A 15,007-nucleotide genomic window follows, 5' to 3' on the forward strand; every position below is an offset into this window, starting at 1 on the left:
GGCCACCCGCTACGACAAGACCCGCGAGTCCTACCAGGCCGCCGTCACCATCGCCTCGATCCTCCTCTGGATCTGACCTTTGAAGACGGGCCCTAGGGGTTGAGGAGGATCTTGCCGAAGACCTCGCCCTTGGCGAGCCGGGCGAAGCCGTCCCGGGCCTCGCTCAGCGGCAGCACCGAGTCGATCACCGGGCGGACACCGGTGTTGGCGCAGAGCGCGAGCAGCCCGGCCAGCTCCTCCTTGGTGCCCATGGTCGAGCCGACCACCTTGAGCTCCAGGAAGAAGATCCGGTTGAGCTCGGTGGCGGTCGGGTTGGGGCCGGAGGTGGCACCCGAGATGACGATGGTGCCGCCCGGACGCAGCGACTTCACCGAGTGCGACCAGGTCGCGGCGCCGACGGTCTCCATCACCGCGTCGACCCGCGCGGGCAGCCGGGCGCCGCTCTCGAAGGCCGCGTCGGCACCGAGCTCGACCGCCCGACGGCGCTTGGCCTCGTCCCGGCCGGTGACCCAGACCCGCAGGCCGGCCGCCTTGCCGAGGACGATCAGCGCCGTCGCCACGCCGCCGCCCGCGCCCTGCACCAGAACGGTGTCACCGGGCTTGACCCCGGCGTTGGTGAACAGCATCCGGTAGGCCGTCAGCCAGGCCGTGGGCAGGCAGGCGGCCTCCTCGAAGCTCAGCTCCGCGGGCTTGGGCAGCAGGTTCCAGGTGGGCACCGCGACCTGCTGGGCGAAGGTGCCCTGGTAGCGCTCGGTCAGGATGGAACGCGGCTCGTTCGGGCCCACCCCGTGGCCGGTCTGGCCGATCACCGAGTGGATGACCACCTCGTTGCCGTCCTCGTCGACGCCGGCGGCGTCGCACCCGAGGATCATCGGCAGCTTCTCGGCCGGGAGGCCGACCCCGCGCAACGACCAGAGGTCGTGGTGGTTGAGGCTGGCGGCCTTGACCGTGACCACGCTCCACCCGGGGCGGGCCTGCGGCTCGGGGAGCTCGCCCAACTCCAGTCCGCTGAGCGGGTCATCGGCATCGATACGTGCGGCGTAGGCAGCAAACATGATCCGGACGATAGCGGCGACGGCCGAGGCCGGGAACCACGCGTGGATGTGACGCGTGTCCCGGCCTCGGCCCGTTTGCCGGATGTCCGGTCGGATCGGCGGATCGGCGGATCGGCGGGTACGGCCGCCGGGGCGGTCCTCAGCCCCTGGCCACGCCCTCCGCCCGGGCGGCCTCGGCGACGGCCTTGGTGACCGCCGGGGCGACCCGCTCGTCGAACGGCGAGGGGATGACCTTCTGCGGCGTCAGCTCGTCCGCGACCACGCCGGCCAGCGCCTTGGCGGCGGCCAGCTTCATGCCCTCGGTGATCCGGCTGGCCCGGACCTGCAGGGCACCGGCGAAGATGCCCGGGAAGGCCAGCACGTTGTTGATCTGGTTCGGGAAGTCGCTGCGGCCGGTGGCCACCACGGCCGCGTACTTGTGCGCGACCTCGGGGTGGATCTCCGGGTTGGGGTTGGCCATCGCGAAGATGAACGCGCCCTCGGCCATGGTCGCCACGACCTCCTCCGGCACGGTGCCGCCGGAGACGCCGATGAACACGTCGGCGCCGGCCAGCGCGTCGGCCAGCGAGCCCTTGAGGCCGGAGCGGTTGGTCTGCGCGGCGATCTCGGCCTTGACGTCGGTGAGGTCGCCGCGGCCGTCGTACACCACGCCCTTGCGGTCGCAGACCGCCACGTCGCCGATGCCGGCGGCCACCAGCATCTTGGCGATGGCGATGCCGGCCGCGCCGGCGCCGGAGATGACGGCCCGCAGCGAGCCGATCTCCCGACCGGTCACGGCGGCCGCGTTCCACAGGGCGGCGGTGGTGACGACGGCGGTGCCGTGCTGGTCGTCGTGGAAGACCGGGATGTCCAGGGCGTCCTGGAGCCGGCGCTCGATCTCGAAGCAGCGGGGGGCGGAGATGTCCTCCAGGTTGACGCCGCCGAAGGAGGGCGCCAGCCGGACCACGGTCTCGACGATCTCGTCGACCTCGGTGCAGGCGAGCGCGATCGGCACCGCGTCCACGCCGCCGAACTGCTTGAACAGGATGGCCTTGCCCTCCATCACGGGCAGCGAGGCCTGCGGGCCGATGTCGCCGAGGCCCAGCACCGCGGTGCCGTCGGTGACCACCGCGACGGTGTTGGACTTCCAGGTGTAGTCGTTGACCAGCTCCGGCTGCTCGGCGATGGCCGTGCAGACCCGGGCGACACCGGGGGTGTAGGCGAGGGACAGGTCGTCCGCGTCGCGCACCGGGACGGTCGCCCGGATCTCCATCTTGCCGCCGCGGTGGAGCGCGAAAACCGCGTCGACCGGATCGTCGGTGTCCTGGGTGCTGCTGATGATCTCCGCTGCCACGATGACCTCTTCGTCATTGTTCTGGCGAGGACGCGCGACCGACGGCGGAGCGACCCGTCCGGAAACCGGAAACCGGGTACGCCGAAGCGGACCCGGGGTCGGGGTCGGGGCGCTGTGTCGGGCGGCGCCCTCGGATGAGGGTTTTATGGGGTCTTGTGTTGTCCGCGTCGTGCTACCGGGCCGAGCCTAGGTCGGACAAAGGCATCGCACCTATGCCTTTTCGTCCTTGTCACGTGCGGTTCATCGCCGCGCTGTCGCGTCCTGGGGCCCGGCTTCGGAAGCGCCGGGCTCCGGCGGCGGCAACGGCTAGAACGCACGCGCACCCACAGGAGTGAACGCAGACGCGAGGGGGATTCGGTGCTCCGGATACGGAGTCACGTGAGGACTTCCGGTCCCGAGCACCCCGAGCCTGTCAGGACTCGTCGGTCTGGTTCGAGCGTCCGGGGGTCACCCGGTACGGCATTCTGACACACCCGCCGCAGGGCCCGGCAGGCCGGGATGGCAGGATCGCTTGTCCGCCATGTGGCGTACACCCCCGCGACATCGTGGCGACCGCACGTCCCTCCCACAGGAGCAGCCCTCATGCCTCACCCCCTCCCCGCCCGCCGCCCGCTCCTGGCCGGCGCCGTCCTGGCCACCGCCGGTGCCCTGCTGCTGACCGGCTGCGGAAGCGACACGCCGGCCGCCGCCGGCGACCCGGTCAAGGAGGTCCGCGACAAGCTTCCGAAGGCCCAGCGCTCGGCCGGCGTACTCAAGATCGGCATGGACGTCAACTACGCACCGGTGGAGTTCCGCGGCCCGGACGGCAAGCCGGCCGGCCTCGACCCGGAGCTCGCCGCCGCCCTGGGCAAGATCCTCGACGTGCGGATCGAGTTCGTGGACACCACGTTCGACAAGCTGATACCGAACCTGCAGAGCAAGCAGTACGACCTGGCGATGTCGGCCATCAGCGACATCCGCCAGCGCCGCGACGGCCTGGACGAGAACGGCAAGCAGGTCAACCCCGGCGTGGACTTCGTGGACTACTTCATCGCCGGCACCTCGATCGTCGTCCCGAAGGGCAACCCCAAGGGGATCAAGACCCTGGACGACCTCTGCGGCAAGACCGTGGCGCTCCAGCAGGGCACCACCCAGGACGAGATCGTGACCCGGCAGGTGGCGGTCTGCGCCCGCACCGGGCGCCAGCTGACCACGCACAAGCTGGACAGCGACGCCAAGGCGCTGGCCGAGGTCGCCGCCGGCACGGCGGCGGCCGGGCTGAACGACTTCCCGGTGGCCGCCTACGCGGCGAAGACCACCGACGGCGGCAACCGCTTCGAGCTGACCGGTGGGCAGTCCACCTCCAACCCGTACGGGATCGCGGTGCGCAAGGGCGACACCGAGCTGCGCGCCGCGGTGACCAAGGCGGTCGACCAGCTGATCCGCAGCGGTGAGTACGACAAGATCCTCGCCAAGTGGAACGTCAGCGCCGGCGCGGCGCAGAACGCGGTGGTCAACGGGGGCATCTGAGCGGGCGGGCGGCGGGCCTCCGGGCTGAGCACAGAGGGATCTGCATACTTATGCGGAGGGTGACAGGGGCCCGGGAAGAGTCCGAATAGCGGACGGTGCGAGCCCTCGTTATCCGATTTTGATCTGGATCAGGGCCACCTGACCGTCATCAGATGGCAGGATTCCCCCCATCTCGGATCGATGCCGACCACTGGTCGAGGCGGTTCGGCCAACGTCCACCTCGGCGGAGGGTGGCGGAAGCAGTACCTCGCACAACCCTGGGCGGTCCCAGCGTCCAGGCACTGCAGAACCCGGCTTGACGTACGACGACGTACGACGCGCACCCGTACGGCGTCGTACGGCTCGCACCCCCGGTGCGCCGCTCCCGCGGCGCGTCCGCCCGACCTTCTCTCCCAGGAGGAGTTCCCCCTCATGACCGCCCGTACCAAGCTCAACCGGTTCTACGCGGCCGGCGTGGTCGCCGCCTCCGTCTCCCTCGTCCTGACCGGCTGCAGCAGCAGCAAGAGCAGCGAGGGCGGCGGTGCCCCCAACGCCTCCGCGACCGTCAACGAGGTCAAGGCCGACGACAAGCTGGTCGCCCTCGTCCCGGCCGACATCAAGTCGGCCGGGAAGCTCGTGGTGGGCGCGGACGCCTCGTACGCGCCGGACGAGTTCAAGGACGACAGCGGCAAGATCATCGGCATGGACGTCGACCTGGCCAACGCCATCGGCGCCAAGCTCGGCCTGAAGGTCGAGGTCCAGGACTCCGGCTTCACCGCGATCATTCCGGGCATCCAGTCGAACAAGTTCCAGCTCGGCATGTCGTCCTTCACGGACAACAAGGAGCGCGAGCAGATCGTCGACATGGTCACCTACTTCAACTCCGGCAGCGCCATCGCCGTGAAGAAGGGCAACCCGGAGAAGATCGACCCGAAGGACCTCTGCGGCAAGAAGGTCGCCGTCCAGACCGGCACCACCCAGGCCGACGAGATCAAGGACACCCGCAACCCGGACTGCGCCAAGGCCGGCAAGCCGGGCGTCCAGAACGACGGCGACAAGTTCGACCTGCAGACGGACGTCACCAACGCCGTGGTCTCCGGGCGCGACCAGGCCATGATGGCCGACTCGCAGGTCGTCGACTACGCGATCAAGCAGTCCGGCGGCCAGCTGGAGAAGCTCGGCGAGACCTACGGCGTGGCCCCCTACGGCGTCGCCCTGGCCAAGGGCTCCCAGCTCACCCCGGCGATCCAGGGCGCCGTCCAGTCGCTGATCGACGACGGCACCTACAAGCAGATCCTCACCAAGTGGGGCGTCGAGGCCGGCGCGATCGACAAGTCCACCGTCAACGGCGCCGTCAGCTGACCCCTCGTACGCTTCATCTCTCCCCCGAGGCCACACCGTGAATTCTCTGGACAAGGGGACGGCGGGACAGCAGGGACGGCCTGAGACCATCAAGGCCGTCCCGGTCCGCCACCCCGGACGCTGGGCGGGCGCCGTCGTCATCGCCCTGCTCGCGGCGATGCTGCTGAGCGCCCTCTTCACCAACCCCGCCTTCAAGTGGGACATCGTCGGTCAGTACCTGTTCCACGACAGCATCGTGCACGGCATGCTCGTGACGCTGGAGCTGACCGCGCTCTCCATGCTCATGGGTGTGGTCGGCGGCATCATCCTCGCGGTGATGCGCCTGTCCCCGAACCCGCTGCTGGCCGGCACGGCCTGGGTCTACATCTGGGTCTTCCGCGGCACCCCGGTGCTGGTGCAGCTGGTGTTCTGGAACTTCCTCGGCCTGATCTGGGCCAAGCTGTCGATCGGCGTCCCGTGGGGCCCGGAGTTCTGGTCCGAGCGGACCAACGTCCTGATCCCGACCTTCGTCGCCGCCCTGCTGGGCCTCGGCCTCAACGAGGCCGCCTACATGGCGGAGATCGTCCGCGGCGGCATCCAGTCGGTGGACGAGGGCCAGACCGAGGCCGCGCACGCGCTCGGCATGAGCCGGTTCCAGACCATGCGGCGGATCATCCTGCCGCAGGCCATGCGGGTGATCATCCCGCCGACCGGCAACGAGACCATCTCGATGCTCAAGACCACCTCGCTGGTCTCCGTGATCTCCCTGGAGGAGATCTTCCGGGCCGGCCAGGTCATCTACTCTCGGAACTACCAGAACATTCCGCTGCTGATCGTGGTCAGCCTCTGGTACCTGTTCTTCACCTCCGTGCTGACCATCGGCCAGTACTACATCGAGCGCCACTACGCCCGAGGCTCCAACCGCACCCTCCCGCCCACCCCGCTGCAGCGACTGCGGGGCCTGTTCGCCGGGAAGCCCGCCCCGAAGACGGACGCCGACGTCGTCCCGGGGCTCGAGGGAGGTGGTCACGTATGACCGATCTGACCAAGACCCCCGCCGACGCCGCCGCGGCCGCCGAGCCCATGGTCCGCGCCGAGAACGTGCACAAGTCCTACGGCCTGGTCGAGGTGCTCAAGGGCATCGACCTGGAGGTCAAGCAGGGCGAGGTGTTCTGCCTGATCGGCCCGTCCGGCTCCGGCAAGTCGACCTTCCTGCGGTGCATCAACCACCTGGAGAAGATCAACGGCGGCCGGCTCTGGGTGGACGGCGAGCTGGTCGGCTACCGGCAGAAGGGCGACAAGCTCCACGAGCTCAAGGACCGCGAGGTCGCCCTCAAGCGGCGCGACATCGGCATGGTCTTCCAGCGCTTCAACCTGTTCCCGCACATGACCGCCATAGAGAACGTCATGGAGGCGCCGGTCCAGGTCAAGGGCGAGAGCAAGGCCGACGCCCGCGAGCGCGCAATGGCCCTGCTGGAGCGGGTCGGCCTCTCCGACAAGGCGAAGAACTACCCCTCCCAGCTCTCCGGCGGCCAGCAGCAGCGCGTCGCGATCGCCCGCGCGCTGGCCATGAAGCCCAAGCTGATGCTCTTCGACGAGCCCACCTCGGCGCTCGACCCGGAGCTGGTCGGCGACGTCCTCGACGTCATGCGCGGCCTCGCCGAGGAGGGCATGACCATGGTGGTCGTCACCCACGAGATGGGCTTCGCCCGCGAGGTCGGCGACGCGCTGGTGTTCATGGACGGCGGCGTGGTGGTGGAGTCCGGCAACCCCCGGGAGGTCCTCACCGACCCGCAGCACGAACGCACCAGGGCCTTCCTCTCCAAGGTGCTCTGAACCCCGACCTCGGCGCCCGGCAGGCAGCTCCTGCCGGGCGCCGGTGGCCGTACGAATCGTTGGAGCCCCGCTCGGGTAATAGGCTGGAAGCAGTCAGCCCGTTACCGATCTTCTGGAAGGACCGTCGTGGAGCTCGCCTCGTACGCCGATCTCGCCGTTCGGCTGGTGAACACCGAGGAGCCCGAGCGCGGCACCGACACGCTGACCTCCGTGGACGCGGTGCGCGCCCTGTTCTCCGACTCCTCGCGGGCCGCCGCGCTCGCCGAGGAGTCCGACCTGCCGAGGCTGCGCGCGGTGCGGACCCGGCTGCGCGGAGTCTTCGAGGCCGCCGCCGAAGGGGACGAGGTCCGGGGCGTCGACCTGCTGAACAGCCTGCTGATGGAGTACCCCGTCAGCCCGCTGATCTCCGGCCATGACTACCTGGACGACGCCGGACGCCCGCGCTGGCACCTGCACCTGGCCGACAACTCGCCGACCGCCACCGCCCACTTCAGCGCGGTCGCCTGCATGGGCCTGGCCGTGCACCTGACCGAGCTGGGCGCCGACCGGCTGGGCATCTGCCAGGCCGCGCCCTGCCGCAACGCCTACCTGGACACCTCGACCAACCGCTCCCGCCGCTACTGCTCGGACCGTTGCGCGACCCGCGCCAACGTCGCCGCCTACCGGGCCCGCAAGCGCCAGGAGGCCGAGGCCGCGCTGGGCGGCGGCGCGTAGGCGGTCAGAGCTCCTCCACCCAGACGCCGAGGCGGCGGGCCAGGCCCGGCAGCCGGGCCAGCCGGGGGGCGAGCAGCAGCCGCTCCAGCCGGCGGCCCGGCGCCAGCCAGGCCGGGCGCGGGCGCAGCCGCAGCAGCACCCGGCCGAGCACCAGCTCGTCCGGGACGGCGCCGTAGCTGCGGCTGTCGCTGTCCACCGGACGGTTGTCGGAGAGCAGCCACCAGCCCGCCGCCCGGCGCGCGGTGGCCCGCTTCACCACCAGCAGGTCCTGCTGGAAGGGGTGCCGGAAGAGCACCACCGCGCCCGGCCGGATCGGCGCGCCGTAGCGGACCAGCAGCCGGTCGCCCTCGCGCAGGGTCGGGACCATCGACGGGCCCGCCACGTCGACCAGGCCGAAGGGCAGCACGCCGCCCCGGCCCCCCGGTTCCGTGCTCCGCGCCACGACTCCTCCTCCCGCACGTCCGCCCCCAGTCTGCCGTACGGACCGTCACCTCTCTGATGTCCGGATTACCCCGGTTCCGGGTCCGTCTTTTGCCCTAGGCCCACCGCCCGATCGCGAAACCGCGGGGCCGGAAGGGTAATCTCGGGCGCGGGAAGACGATCTAAGGAAGGACTCCCATGTTCTCTCGTCTGTTTGCACCGCGCGCCACCGCCCACGCCCACTGTGACCTGCCCTGCGGCGTGTACGACCCGGCGCAGGCCAAGCTCGAGGCCGAGTCGGTCAAGGCCACCCAGGAGAAGTACCAGGCCAACGAGGACCCGCACTTCCGCGCCCGCGCCATCATCATCAAGGAGCAGCGCGCCGAGGCCGTCAAGCACCACATCTCGGTGCTGTGGAGCGACTACTTCAAGGCCCCGCACTTCGAGAAGTACCCGCAGCTGCACCAGCTGATCAACGACACCCTGAAGGCCGCCTCGGCCGCCAAGGCGTCCACCGACCCGGCCACCGGCCAGGCCCTGCTGGACCTGATCGCCGAGGTCGACAAGATCTTCTGGGAGACCAAGCAGGCCTGAGCCTGACGACTCGCCAGTCGACCGCCCCCGTCCGCGCCGCCGGACGGGGGCGGTCGTGCGTTCACGTCCCGCTCGACTCAGGTAAGGGTCGCTTGCCCTGAGTGCCTGTTATGCTGCCAGGGCGTCCGAGGGGGAAGTCCGGTGCGAATCCGGCGCTGACCCGCAACGGTGAGCGCGGCCCGTACCCGCCGTACGGCCGCGCCAGCCCGATCGCCCTCGGCCGCTGACCTCCCGACGACTCGCCGCGGACTGCGAGGGGAACGGCGCCCCGGCACGCCCGCGACCGGCGCCCGCCCCGGCGCACCCGCGGCCCGAGGCAAGGCGCACCCGTGAACCGCGCACCCCTGCAAGGCGCACCCGTCGACCGCGCGGTCGGCCCGCCCGACCGGCGCGTACCCGCGCTCCCGCTCGCCCTCGGCCTCGCCGGCGCCCTGCTGCTCTCGCTGGTCTGCGGGGTCGCGCTCGGCTCCTCCGGGATCGGACTCCCGCGCGTGCTGCGGCTGCTGGGCGCCGGGCTGACGGGCGGTCGGCTGGACGCGGGCGAGGCGGCCGCGTACGCCATCGTCTGGGAGATCCGGCTGCCCCGCACCGTGCTGGCCGCCGTGGTCGGCGCCGGACTGGCCGCCACCGGGGTCGCCGTCCAGGCGCTGGTGCGCAACGCGCTCGCCGACCCCTTCGTGCTCGGCATCTCCTCGGGCGCGGCCGTCGGCGCCAACGCCGTCCTGCTGTTCGGCGCCTTCGCCTCGCTCGGGGTCTGGGCGATCTCCGTCTCCGCCTTCGGCTCCGCGCTGGTCGCGATGGTCCTGGTCTACCTCGCCGCCCGCACCGCGTACGGGCTCACCCCGCTGCGGCTGGTGCTCACCGGCACCGCCCTCTCGTACGGCTTCTCCGCCGCCACCACCCTGATGGTCTTCGCCGCCGACCGCGGCGAGGCCGCCCGGGACGCCATGATGTGGCTGCTCGGCAGCCTGGGCGGCGCCACCTGGGGCTCGGTGCCGATCGCGACCGCCACCGTCCTGGCCGGTCTGGCCTACCTGGCCTGCGCCGCCGGGCGGTTGGACGCGCTCGCGATGGGCGACGAGACCTCCGCCTCGCTCGGCGTGGACCCGGACCGGCTGCGCCGCGAGCTGTTCGTGGTGACCGCCGCCGTCACCGGCACGGTGGTCGCGGTCAGCGGGGCGATCGGATTCGTCGGACTGCTGGTGCCGCACCTGGCGCGGATGCTGGTCGGCGCCGGGCACCGCCGGGTGCTGCTGGTCGCACCGCTCGCCGGGGCCCTGCTGCTGGTCTGGGTGGACATCGCCTCCCGCACCCTGCTGGCGCCCGCCGAACTGCCCGTCGGGGTGTTCACCGCCGTACTCGGCGTGCCCGCCTTCCTGCTGATGATGCGCCGTCGCGGCCAGGCCTTCGGAGGCGCCCGGTGACCGCTTTGACCGCCCTGACCGGCCCGCCCGACCGGCCGGAGCCGGCCGCGGCCCAGGACCTCGACGTCGACGCCGTCTCGGTGGAGCTGGCCGGCACCCGGCTGGTCCACGAGGTGGACCTGGCGGCCGCCGCCGGGCAGGTGGTCGGACTGGTCGGACCGAACGGCAGCGGCAAGTCGACCCTGCTGCGCTGCGTCTACCGGGTGCTCAAGCCGGCCGGCGGGGCCGTCCGGCTGGACGGCGACGACCTGCACGCGCTCACCGCGCGCGAATCGGCCCGGCGGGTGGCCGCGCTGACCCAGGAGCACTCCGCCGAGTTCGACTTCACGGTCGCCGAGGTGGTCGCGATGGGCCGGCTGCCGCACCGGCGCGGCCTCGGCGCCCCGACCGCGGGGGACCGCGAGCGCTGCGCGGAGGCGCTGCGCAGGGTCCGGGCCGGGCACCTCGCCGAACGGGGCTTCCTGAGCCTGTCCGGGGGCGAGAAGCAGCGGGTGCTGTTCGCCCGCGCGCTGGTCCAGGAGCCGCGCCTGCTGGTACTCGACGAACCCACCAACCACCTCGACATCGCCCACCAGTTGGAGGTCCTGGCGCTGGCCCGCGAGGCCGGGCCGACGGTGCTCACCGCGCTGCACGACCTCAACCTGGCGGCGAGCCACTGCGACCTGCTGTACGTGCTGCGGGCCGGCCGGGTCGTCGCCTCCGGGCCGCCCGCCGAGGTGCTGCGGCCCGCCCTGCTGGCGGAGGTGTTCGGCGTCCGGGCCACCCCGGTCCGGCACCCGGAGACCGGCGCCCCGCAGCTGCTGTTCGACCGCCTCGACCGGTCCCCGGACCGCCGCCCCGACCGCTCCCCCGAGCGCTCGCCCCGTTGAGCTCCCCGAGCCCCGACCGCCCGACCGCCCGAACCCCCGGAGGAACCACCGTGCGCACCAAGGCCGTTGTCCCCGCCGCCCTGCTCGCCCTCGGACTCACCGCCTGCGGCGCCGAGATCGCCCCGAAGGACGCCGCCACCGCCTCCGCCCACTACCCGGTGACCGTGACGAACTGCGGCGAGCCGCTGACCTTCGCCCAGAAGCCGGCCCGGGTGGTCACCAACGACGTCAACATCACCGAGCTGATGCTCTCCCTCGGCCTCGCCGACCGGATGGCCGGGTACGTCATGCCCGACGACAAGGGCAAGGTCGACCAGGTGCCCTGGAAGGACGGCTACCAGCAGACGGCGTGGCTCTCCAAGAAGGTGCTCACCAAGGAGATCGCGCTGGACGCCAGGGCCGACCTGGTCCTCGCCGGCTGGCACTACGGCTTCGTCGAGGGCACCGGCGTCACCCCGCAGGCTTTCAAGGCGCTCGGCATCGACTCGTACGTGCTCAGCGAGTCCTGCCGCAGCGGCAAGGGCACCGAGCGCGGGGTGATGGACCCGCTGGACGCGCTCTACACCGACCTGGCCAACCTCGGCGAGATCTTCGACGTCAAGGACCGCGCCGACAAGCTGATCGCCGACTCCAGGGCGCGGATCGCCGACGTCCCCGAGCCCGCGCGCCGCCCGTCCGTCTTCCTGTACGACAGCGGGCAGGACAAGCCCTACACCGCGGGGAGGTTCGCCGCCGCCCACCAGATCATCGCCAAGGCCGGCGGGACCAACATCATGGGCGACCTCGCCGACACCTGGGTCACCGCCGGCTGGGAGAGCGTGGTGGAGCGGAACCCCGAGGTCATCGTGATCAACGACTACGCGACCCCCGGCGCCGAGGAGAAGCGGAGGTTCCTCACGTCCTTCCCGCCGCTGGCGAACGTGTCCGCGGTGAAGAACGGCCGGATCTTCGTCCTGGACTACGTCGACCTGGTGGAGAGCCCCCGCAACCCGGCCGCGATCGGCGCGCTCGCCGACTACCTGCGCACCGTCCCGGCCCCCTGACCCGGCCCTGGCCCGGCCCCGGCCCCGGCCGGGGCGGCTCCTCCGGTCGCCGGGCGTACGCTCAAGGTACGAGCCGACGGACCCCGACCGGAGGAGCGAGATCATGACCACCATGGCGGCCCCCGCCGCCTTCGACACCCGCGCCCTGCGCGAGGGCATCGAGCGCTGCGACGCCGAGGCCCTCCTGACGCTCTACGCGGAGGACGCCGAACTGCGCATGGTCGACCGCAAGACCCAGCCCAGCCACCCCCTGGTGATGCACGGGCGGGAGGAGATCGGCGCCATGCTGAGCGACATCTACGGCCGCGAGATGACCCACAAGCTGGAACAGGTGGTCGTCCAGGGAGACCACGTCGCGTTCATGGAGTCCTGCCGCTATCCGGACGGCGTCCGGGTGCTGATGGCCTCGATGGCCGACCTGCGGGACGGGCGGATCGTCGACCAGACCTCGATCCAGGCCTGGGACGAGACGGGGCCCGAGCAGTAGGCTCGCAGGCATGATCCGCACCGCCGTCGCCACCGACGTCCCCGTCATCCACGCCATGATCCGCGAGCTCGCCGAGTACGAGAAGGCCGCGCACGAGGCGGTGGCCACCGAGGAGCAGCTGCACCAGGCGCTGTTCGGGGCCGACCCCGCGGTGTTCGGGTTGATCGCGGAGGACGGGACCACCGGCGAGCCGGTCGGCTTCGCCCTCTGGTTCCGCAACTTCTCGACCTGGCGCGGCACCCACGGGATCTACCTGGAGGACCTGTACGTCCGCCCGGAGGCCCGCGGCGGCGGCCACGGCAAGGCGCTGCTCCTGGAGCTCGCCCGGATCGCCGTCGAGCGGGGCTACTCCCGGGTCGAGTGGTCGGTGCTGGACTGGAACCAGCCCTCGATCGACTTCTACAAGTCGATCGGCGCGGTGCCGATGGACGAGTGGACCGTCTACCGGCTCACCGACGAGGCGCTCGCCGCCGCCGGCCGCCGCTGAGCGGACCGGAGGAGTCCGGAAAAGGGTCTGCCACCCTGCGTCGCAATGCCTTACCATGAGTGACTCCCGAACCGGGGTGCGGTAGGGCAGCGCGATGGCGGACCCGCAGACTCGGGCCCTCTTCGAGGGGTGACGGCGGCGCCCCTGCGAAGGGGCGGCAACGTCCCCCCTTTGAGGGGCGGCAAGCAGGGGTAACAAGCGGGGTACCAAGCAAGCACAGCGCGTCACCCAGGAGGCAAGGGTGTCCCAGATCGACGGCGATCTCGGTGTTCAGGATTTCGTGGAGGTCCGGCTCCCCGCGGCGGGGGCCTACCTCTCCGTGCTTCGAACAGCGACGGCCGGGCTCGCGGCCCGGCTGGACTTCACCCTCGACGAGATCGAGGACCTGCGGATCGCGGTCGACGAGGCCTGCGCCATCCTGCTCCAGCAGGCGGTGCCCGGCTCCGTCCTGTCCTGTGAGTTCCGGCTGGTCGGCGACTCGTTGAAGGTCACCGTGGCCGCCCCGACCACCGACGGCAAGGCCCCCGAGCGGGACACCTTCGCCTGGACCGTACTCTCCGCGCTGGCCGGCGAGGTGGACTCCTCGGTCGACGAGGACAACACCGTGTCGATCAGCCTGCACAAGAAGCGCGGCGGGTCCGCCGCCCACTAGCCGGGCGCCGAACCGCACCGCGCCGACCGCGCAGCACCGAGCAGCACCCGCGCAAGAGCCGTCCGCCGCCACCCCGTCCGGGGCCCGGCGGGCGGCTCCCGGTACCGCCCAGGGCGGTACGACCAACGAGACGATTCCGGGGCCGCCGGCCCCGGTGCTCCCGGAACGGAACGGGGGAATGGCCGTGAGTGATCTGGACCGTACCGGCCTCGCGACGGCGGGACCTGCCGTACCGACCCAGGCGAGCGTTCCCGGCCTCGCCGCCAACGACGAAGCGCACCCGAAGGACGCCCACCGGATGAGCCACCCGACCGAGCCGACGTCCGAGCCGACGCCCGACTCCGCACCCCCGCCGGCCCCGGCGGACCGGGCGGAGGAGACGGCCGAGGCCGAGCTGCACGGCGCCGTGCCCGCCCAGGGCGCGCACCGCAGCGGCGCCCCGGACCGGGAGGCCGCCCGCGCGCTGTTCGTCCGGCTGTCGGCGCTGCCCGAGGGCTCGCCGGAGCGGGTCGAACTGCGCAACCAGCTGGTGCGGATGCACATCCCGCTGGTCGAGCACCTGGCCCGGCGCTTCCGCAACCGGGGCGAGCCGCTGGACGACCTCACCCAGGTCGCCACCATCGGTCTGATCAAGTCGGTGGACCGCTTCGACCACGAGCGCGGGGTCGAGTTCTCCACCTACGCGACGCCGACCATCGTCGGGGAGATCAAGCGGCACTTCCGCGACAAGGGCTGGGCGGTCCGGGTGCCGCGCCGGCTGCAGGAGCTGCGGCTGTCGCTCACCACGGCGACCAGCGAGCTCTCCCAGCGGCACGGCCGCTCCCCCACGGTGCACGAGCTGGCCGAGCACCTGGGGATCTCCGAGGAGGACGTCCTGGAGGGCCTGGAGTCCGCCAACGCGTACTCCACGCTGTCCCTGGACGTGCCGGACAGCGACGACGAGTCGCCGGCCGTCGCGGACACCCTGGGCGCCACCGACGAGGCCCTGGAGGGCGTCGAGTACCGCGAGTCGCTCAAGCCGCTGCTGGCCCAACTGCCGCCCCGGGAGCAGAAGATCCTGGTGCTGCGGTTCTTCCGGAACATGACCCAGTCGCAGATCGCCGCCGAGGTGGGGATCTCCCAGATGCACGTGTCCCGGCTCCTCGCCCGGACGCTGGCCCAGCTGCGGGAGAAGCTCCTGGTGGAGGAGTAGGACTGACGGCCGCTCAGCTCCGGCTGCGCGGCCGTACGGTCACCCGGCGGCCCTGTACGCCCCGCCCCGGCC

The 15,007-nt window shown here is 71.7% G+C and carries 16 protein-coding genes and 1 riboswitch; of the genes, 13 read left to right on the forward strand and 3 right to left on the reverse strand.

Going from position 1 to position 15,007, the window contains the following annotated elements; genetic code table 11:
* Positions 1-92: 92 nt before the first annotated feature.
* Positions 93-1,055: a zinc-binding dehydrogenase gene (locus tag ACIRD3_RS21415; protein ID WP_402218875.1), complete on the reverse strand. Its 963-nt coding sequence runs from the start codon at positions 1,053-1,055 to the stop codon at positions 93-95.
* 139 nt (positions 1,056-1,194) lie between these two features.
* Positions 1,195-2,388, reverse strand: coding sequence for an NADP-dependent malic enzyme (locus ACIRD3_RS21420; protein WP_402218878.1), 1,194 nt, complete (start codon positions 2,386-2,388; stop codon positions 1,195-1,197).
* A 582-nt stretch (positions 2,389-2,970) separates the two neighbouring features.
* Here ACIRD3_RS21420 and ACIRD3_RS21425 point away from each other — a divergent pair.
* The 5 genes from ACIRD3_RS21425 to ACIRD3_RS21445 all read left to right on the forward strand — a co-directional run bounded on the left by ACIRD3_RS21425 (position 2,971) and on the right by ACIRD3_RS21445 (position 7,767).
* Entirely contained in the window at positions 2,971-3,897 is a 927-nt protein-coding gene (locus tag ACIRD3_RS21425; RefSeq protein ID WP_402218881.1) for an ABC transporter substrate-binding protein, read from the forward strand.
* 411 nt (positions 3,898-4,308) lie between these two features.
* Complete coding sequence (locus tag ACIRD3_RS21430) at positions 4,309-5,238, forward strand: ABC transporter substrate-binding protein (RefSeq protein WP_402218884.1); 930 nt, start codon at positions 4,309-4,311, stop codon at positions 5,236-5,238.
* Positions 5,239-5,275: 37 nt separating this feature from the next.
* The gene (locus tag ACIRD3_RS21435; RefSeq protein ID WP_402218887.1) at positions 5,276-6,253 is read left to right on the forward strand and encodes an amino acid ABC transporter permease; all 978 of its coding nucleotides are present in this window, start codon (positions 5,276-5,278) and stop codon (positions 6,251-6,253) included.
* The gene (locus ACIRD3_RS21440) at positions 6,250-7,053 is read left to right on the forward strand and encodes an amino acid ABC transporter ATP-binding protein (protein WP_402218889.1); all 804 of its coding nucleotides are present in this window, start codon (positions 6,250-6,252) and stop codon (positions 7,051-7,053) included. Before ACIRD3_RS21435 ends, ACIRD3_RS21440 begins: the two co-directional genes overlap by 4 nt.
* 126 nt (positions 7,054-7,179) lie before the next feature.
* A complete protein-coding gene (locus ACIRD3_RS21445) occupies positions 7,180-7,767 on the forward strand; it encodes a CGNR zinc finger domain-containing protein (protein ID WP_402218891.1) in 588 nt (195 codons plus the stop codon).
* A 4-nt stretch (positions 7,768-7,771) separates the two neighbouring features.
* Here the strand turns inward: ACIRD3_RS21445 and sodX are convergent, their stop codons facing one another.
* Complete coding sequence (sodX, locus tag ACIRD3_RS21450) at positions 7,772-8,209, reverse strand: nickel-type superoxide dismutase maturation protease (protein ID WP_402218894.1); 438 nt, start codon at positions 8,207-8,209, stop codon at positions 7,772-7,774.
* 176 nt (positions 8,210-8,385) lie between these two features.
* Here sodX and sodN point away from each other — a divergent pair, with 176 nt between their 5' ends.
* From sodN to ACIRD3_RS21490, 8 genes are all read left to right on the forward strand, one after another.
* Complete coding sequence (gene sodN, locus ACIRD3_RS21455; RefSeq protein WP_045699892.1) at positions 8,386-8,781, forward strand: superoxide dismutase, Ni; 396 nt, start codon at positions 8,386-8,388, stop codon at positions 8,779-8,781.
* A gap of 128 nt (positions 8,782-8,909) precedes the next feature.
* A riboswitch (cobalamin riboswitch) is annotated at positions 8,910-8,997 on the forward strand.
* A 113-nt stretch (positions 8,998-9,110) separates the two neighbouring features.
* Positions 9,111-10,205 carry a FecCD family ABC transporter permease gene (locus tag ACIRD3_RS21460; protein ID WP_402218897.1) on the forward strand — a complete coding sequence of 365 codons (1,095 nt, stop codon included), beginning with the start codon at positions 9,111-9,113 and terminating at the stop codon, positions 10,203-10,205.
* Between the two features lie 5 nt (positions 10,206-10,210).
* Complete coding sequence (locus tag ACIRD3_RS21465) at positions 10,211-11,074, forward strand: ABC transporter ATP-binding protein (RefSeq protein WP_402219400.1); 864 nt, start codon at positions 10,211-10,213, stop codon at positions 11,072-11,074.
* A gap of 50 nt (positions 11,075-11,124) precedes the next feature.
* Complete coding sequence (locus tag ACIRD3_RS21470; RefSeq protein ID WP_402218899.1) at positions 11,125-12,117, forward strand: ABC transporter substrate-binding protein; 993 nt, start codon at positions 11,125-11,127, stop codon at positions 12,115-12,117.
* A gap of 103 nt (positions 12,118-12,220) precedes the next feature.
* Complete coding sequence (locus ACIRD3_RS21475) at positions 12,221-12,604, forward strand: nuclear transport factor 2 family protein (protein WP_402218902.1); 384 nt, start codon at positions 12,221-12,223, stop codon at positions 12,602-12,604.
* A gap of 10 nt (positions 12,605-12,614) precedes the next feature.
* Positions 12,615-13,091 (forward strand): GNAT family N-acetyltransferase, encoded by a 477-nt coding sequence (locus tag ACIRD3_RS21480; RefSeq protein WP_402218905.1) that lies wholly within the window; start codon positions 12,615-12,617, stop codon positions 13,089-13,091.
* A 241-nt stretch (positions 13,092-13,332) separates the two neighbouring features.
* On the forward strand, positions 13,333-13,743 hold the full coding sequence (locus tag ACIRD3_RS21485) for an anti-sigma regulatory factor (RefSeq protein ID WP_402218908.1): 411 nt from the start codon (positions 13,333-13,335) through the stop codon (positions 13,741-13,743).
* 184 nt (positions 13,744-13,927) lie between these two features.
* Positions 13,928-14,935: an RNA polymerase sigma factor SigF gene (locus tag ACIRD3_RS21490; protein ID WP_402218910.1), complete on the forward strand. Its 1,008-nt coding sequence runs from the start codon at positions 13,928-13,930 to the stop codon at positions 14,933-14,935.
* The last annotated feature ends 72 nt before the right edge of the window (positions 14,936-15,007 follow it).

The organism is Kitasatospora sp. NPDC093550 (assembly GCF_044764985.1).
GTDB lineage: Bacteria > Actinomycetota > Actinomycetes > Streptomycetales > Streptomycetaceae > Kitasatospora.

What these genes read in the sequence shown, in the direction of transcription:
- ACIRD3_RS21415 (WP_402218875.1), bottom strand. Translation starts at nt 1,055, where the DNA reads ATGTTTGCTGCCTACGCCGCACGTATCGATGCCGATGACCCGCTCAGC.
- ACIRD3_RS21425 (WP_402218881.1), top strand. Translation starts at nt 2,971, where the DNA reads ATGCCTCACCCCCTCCCCGCCCGCCGCCCGCTCCTGGCCGGCGCCGTC.
- ACIRD3_RS21430 (WP_402218884.1), top strand. Translation starts at nt 4,309, where the DNA reads ATGACCGCCCGTACCAAGCTCAACCGGTTCTACGCGGCCGGCGTGGTC.
- ACIRD3_RS21440 (WP_402218889.1), top strand. Translation starts at nt 6,250, where the DNA reads ATGACCGATCTGACCAAGACCCCCGCCGACGCCGCCGCGGCCGCCGAG.
- sodN (WP_045699892.1), top strand. Translation starts at nt 8,386, where the DNA reads ATGTTCTCTCGTCTGTTTGCACCGCGCGCCACCGCCCACGCCCACTGT.
- ACIRD3_RS21475 (WP_402218902.1), top strand. Translation starts at nt 12,221, where the DNA reads ATGACCACCATGGCGGCCCCCGCCGCCTTCGACACCCGCGCCCTGCGC.
- ACIRD3_RS21480 (WP_402218905.1), top strand. Translation starts at nt 12,615, where the DNA reads ATGATCCGCACCGCCGTCGCCACCGACGTCCCCGTCATCCACGCCATG.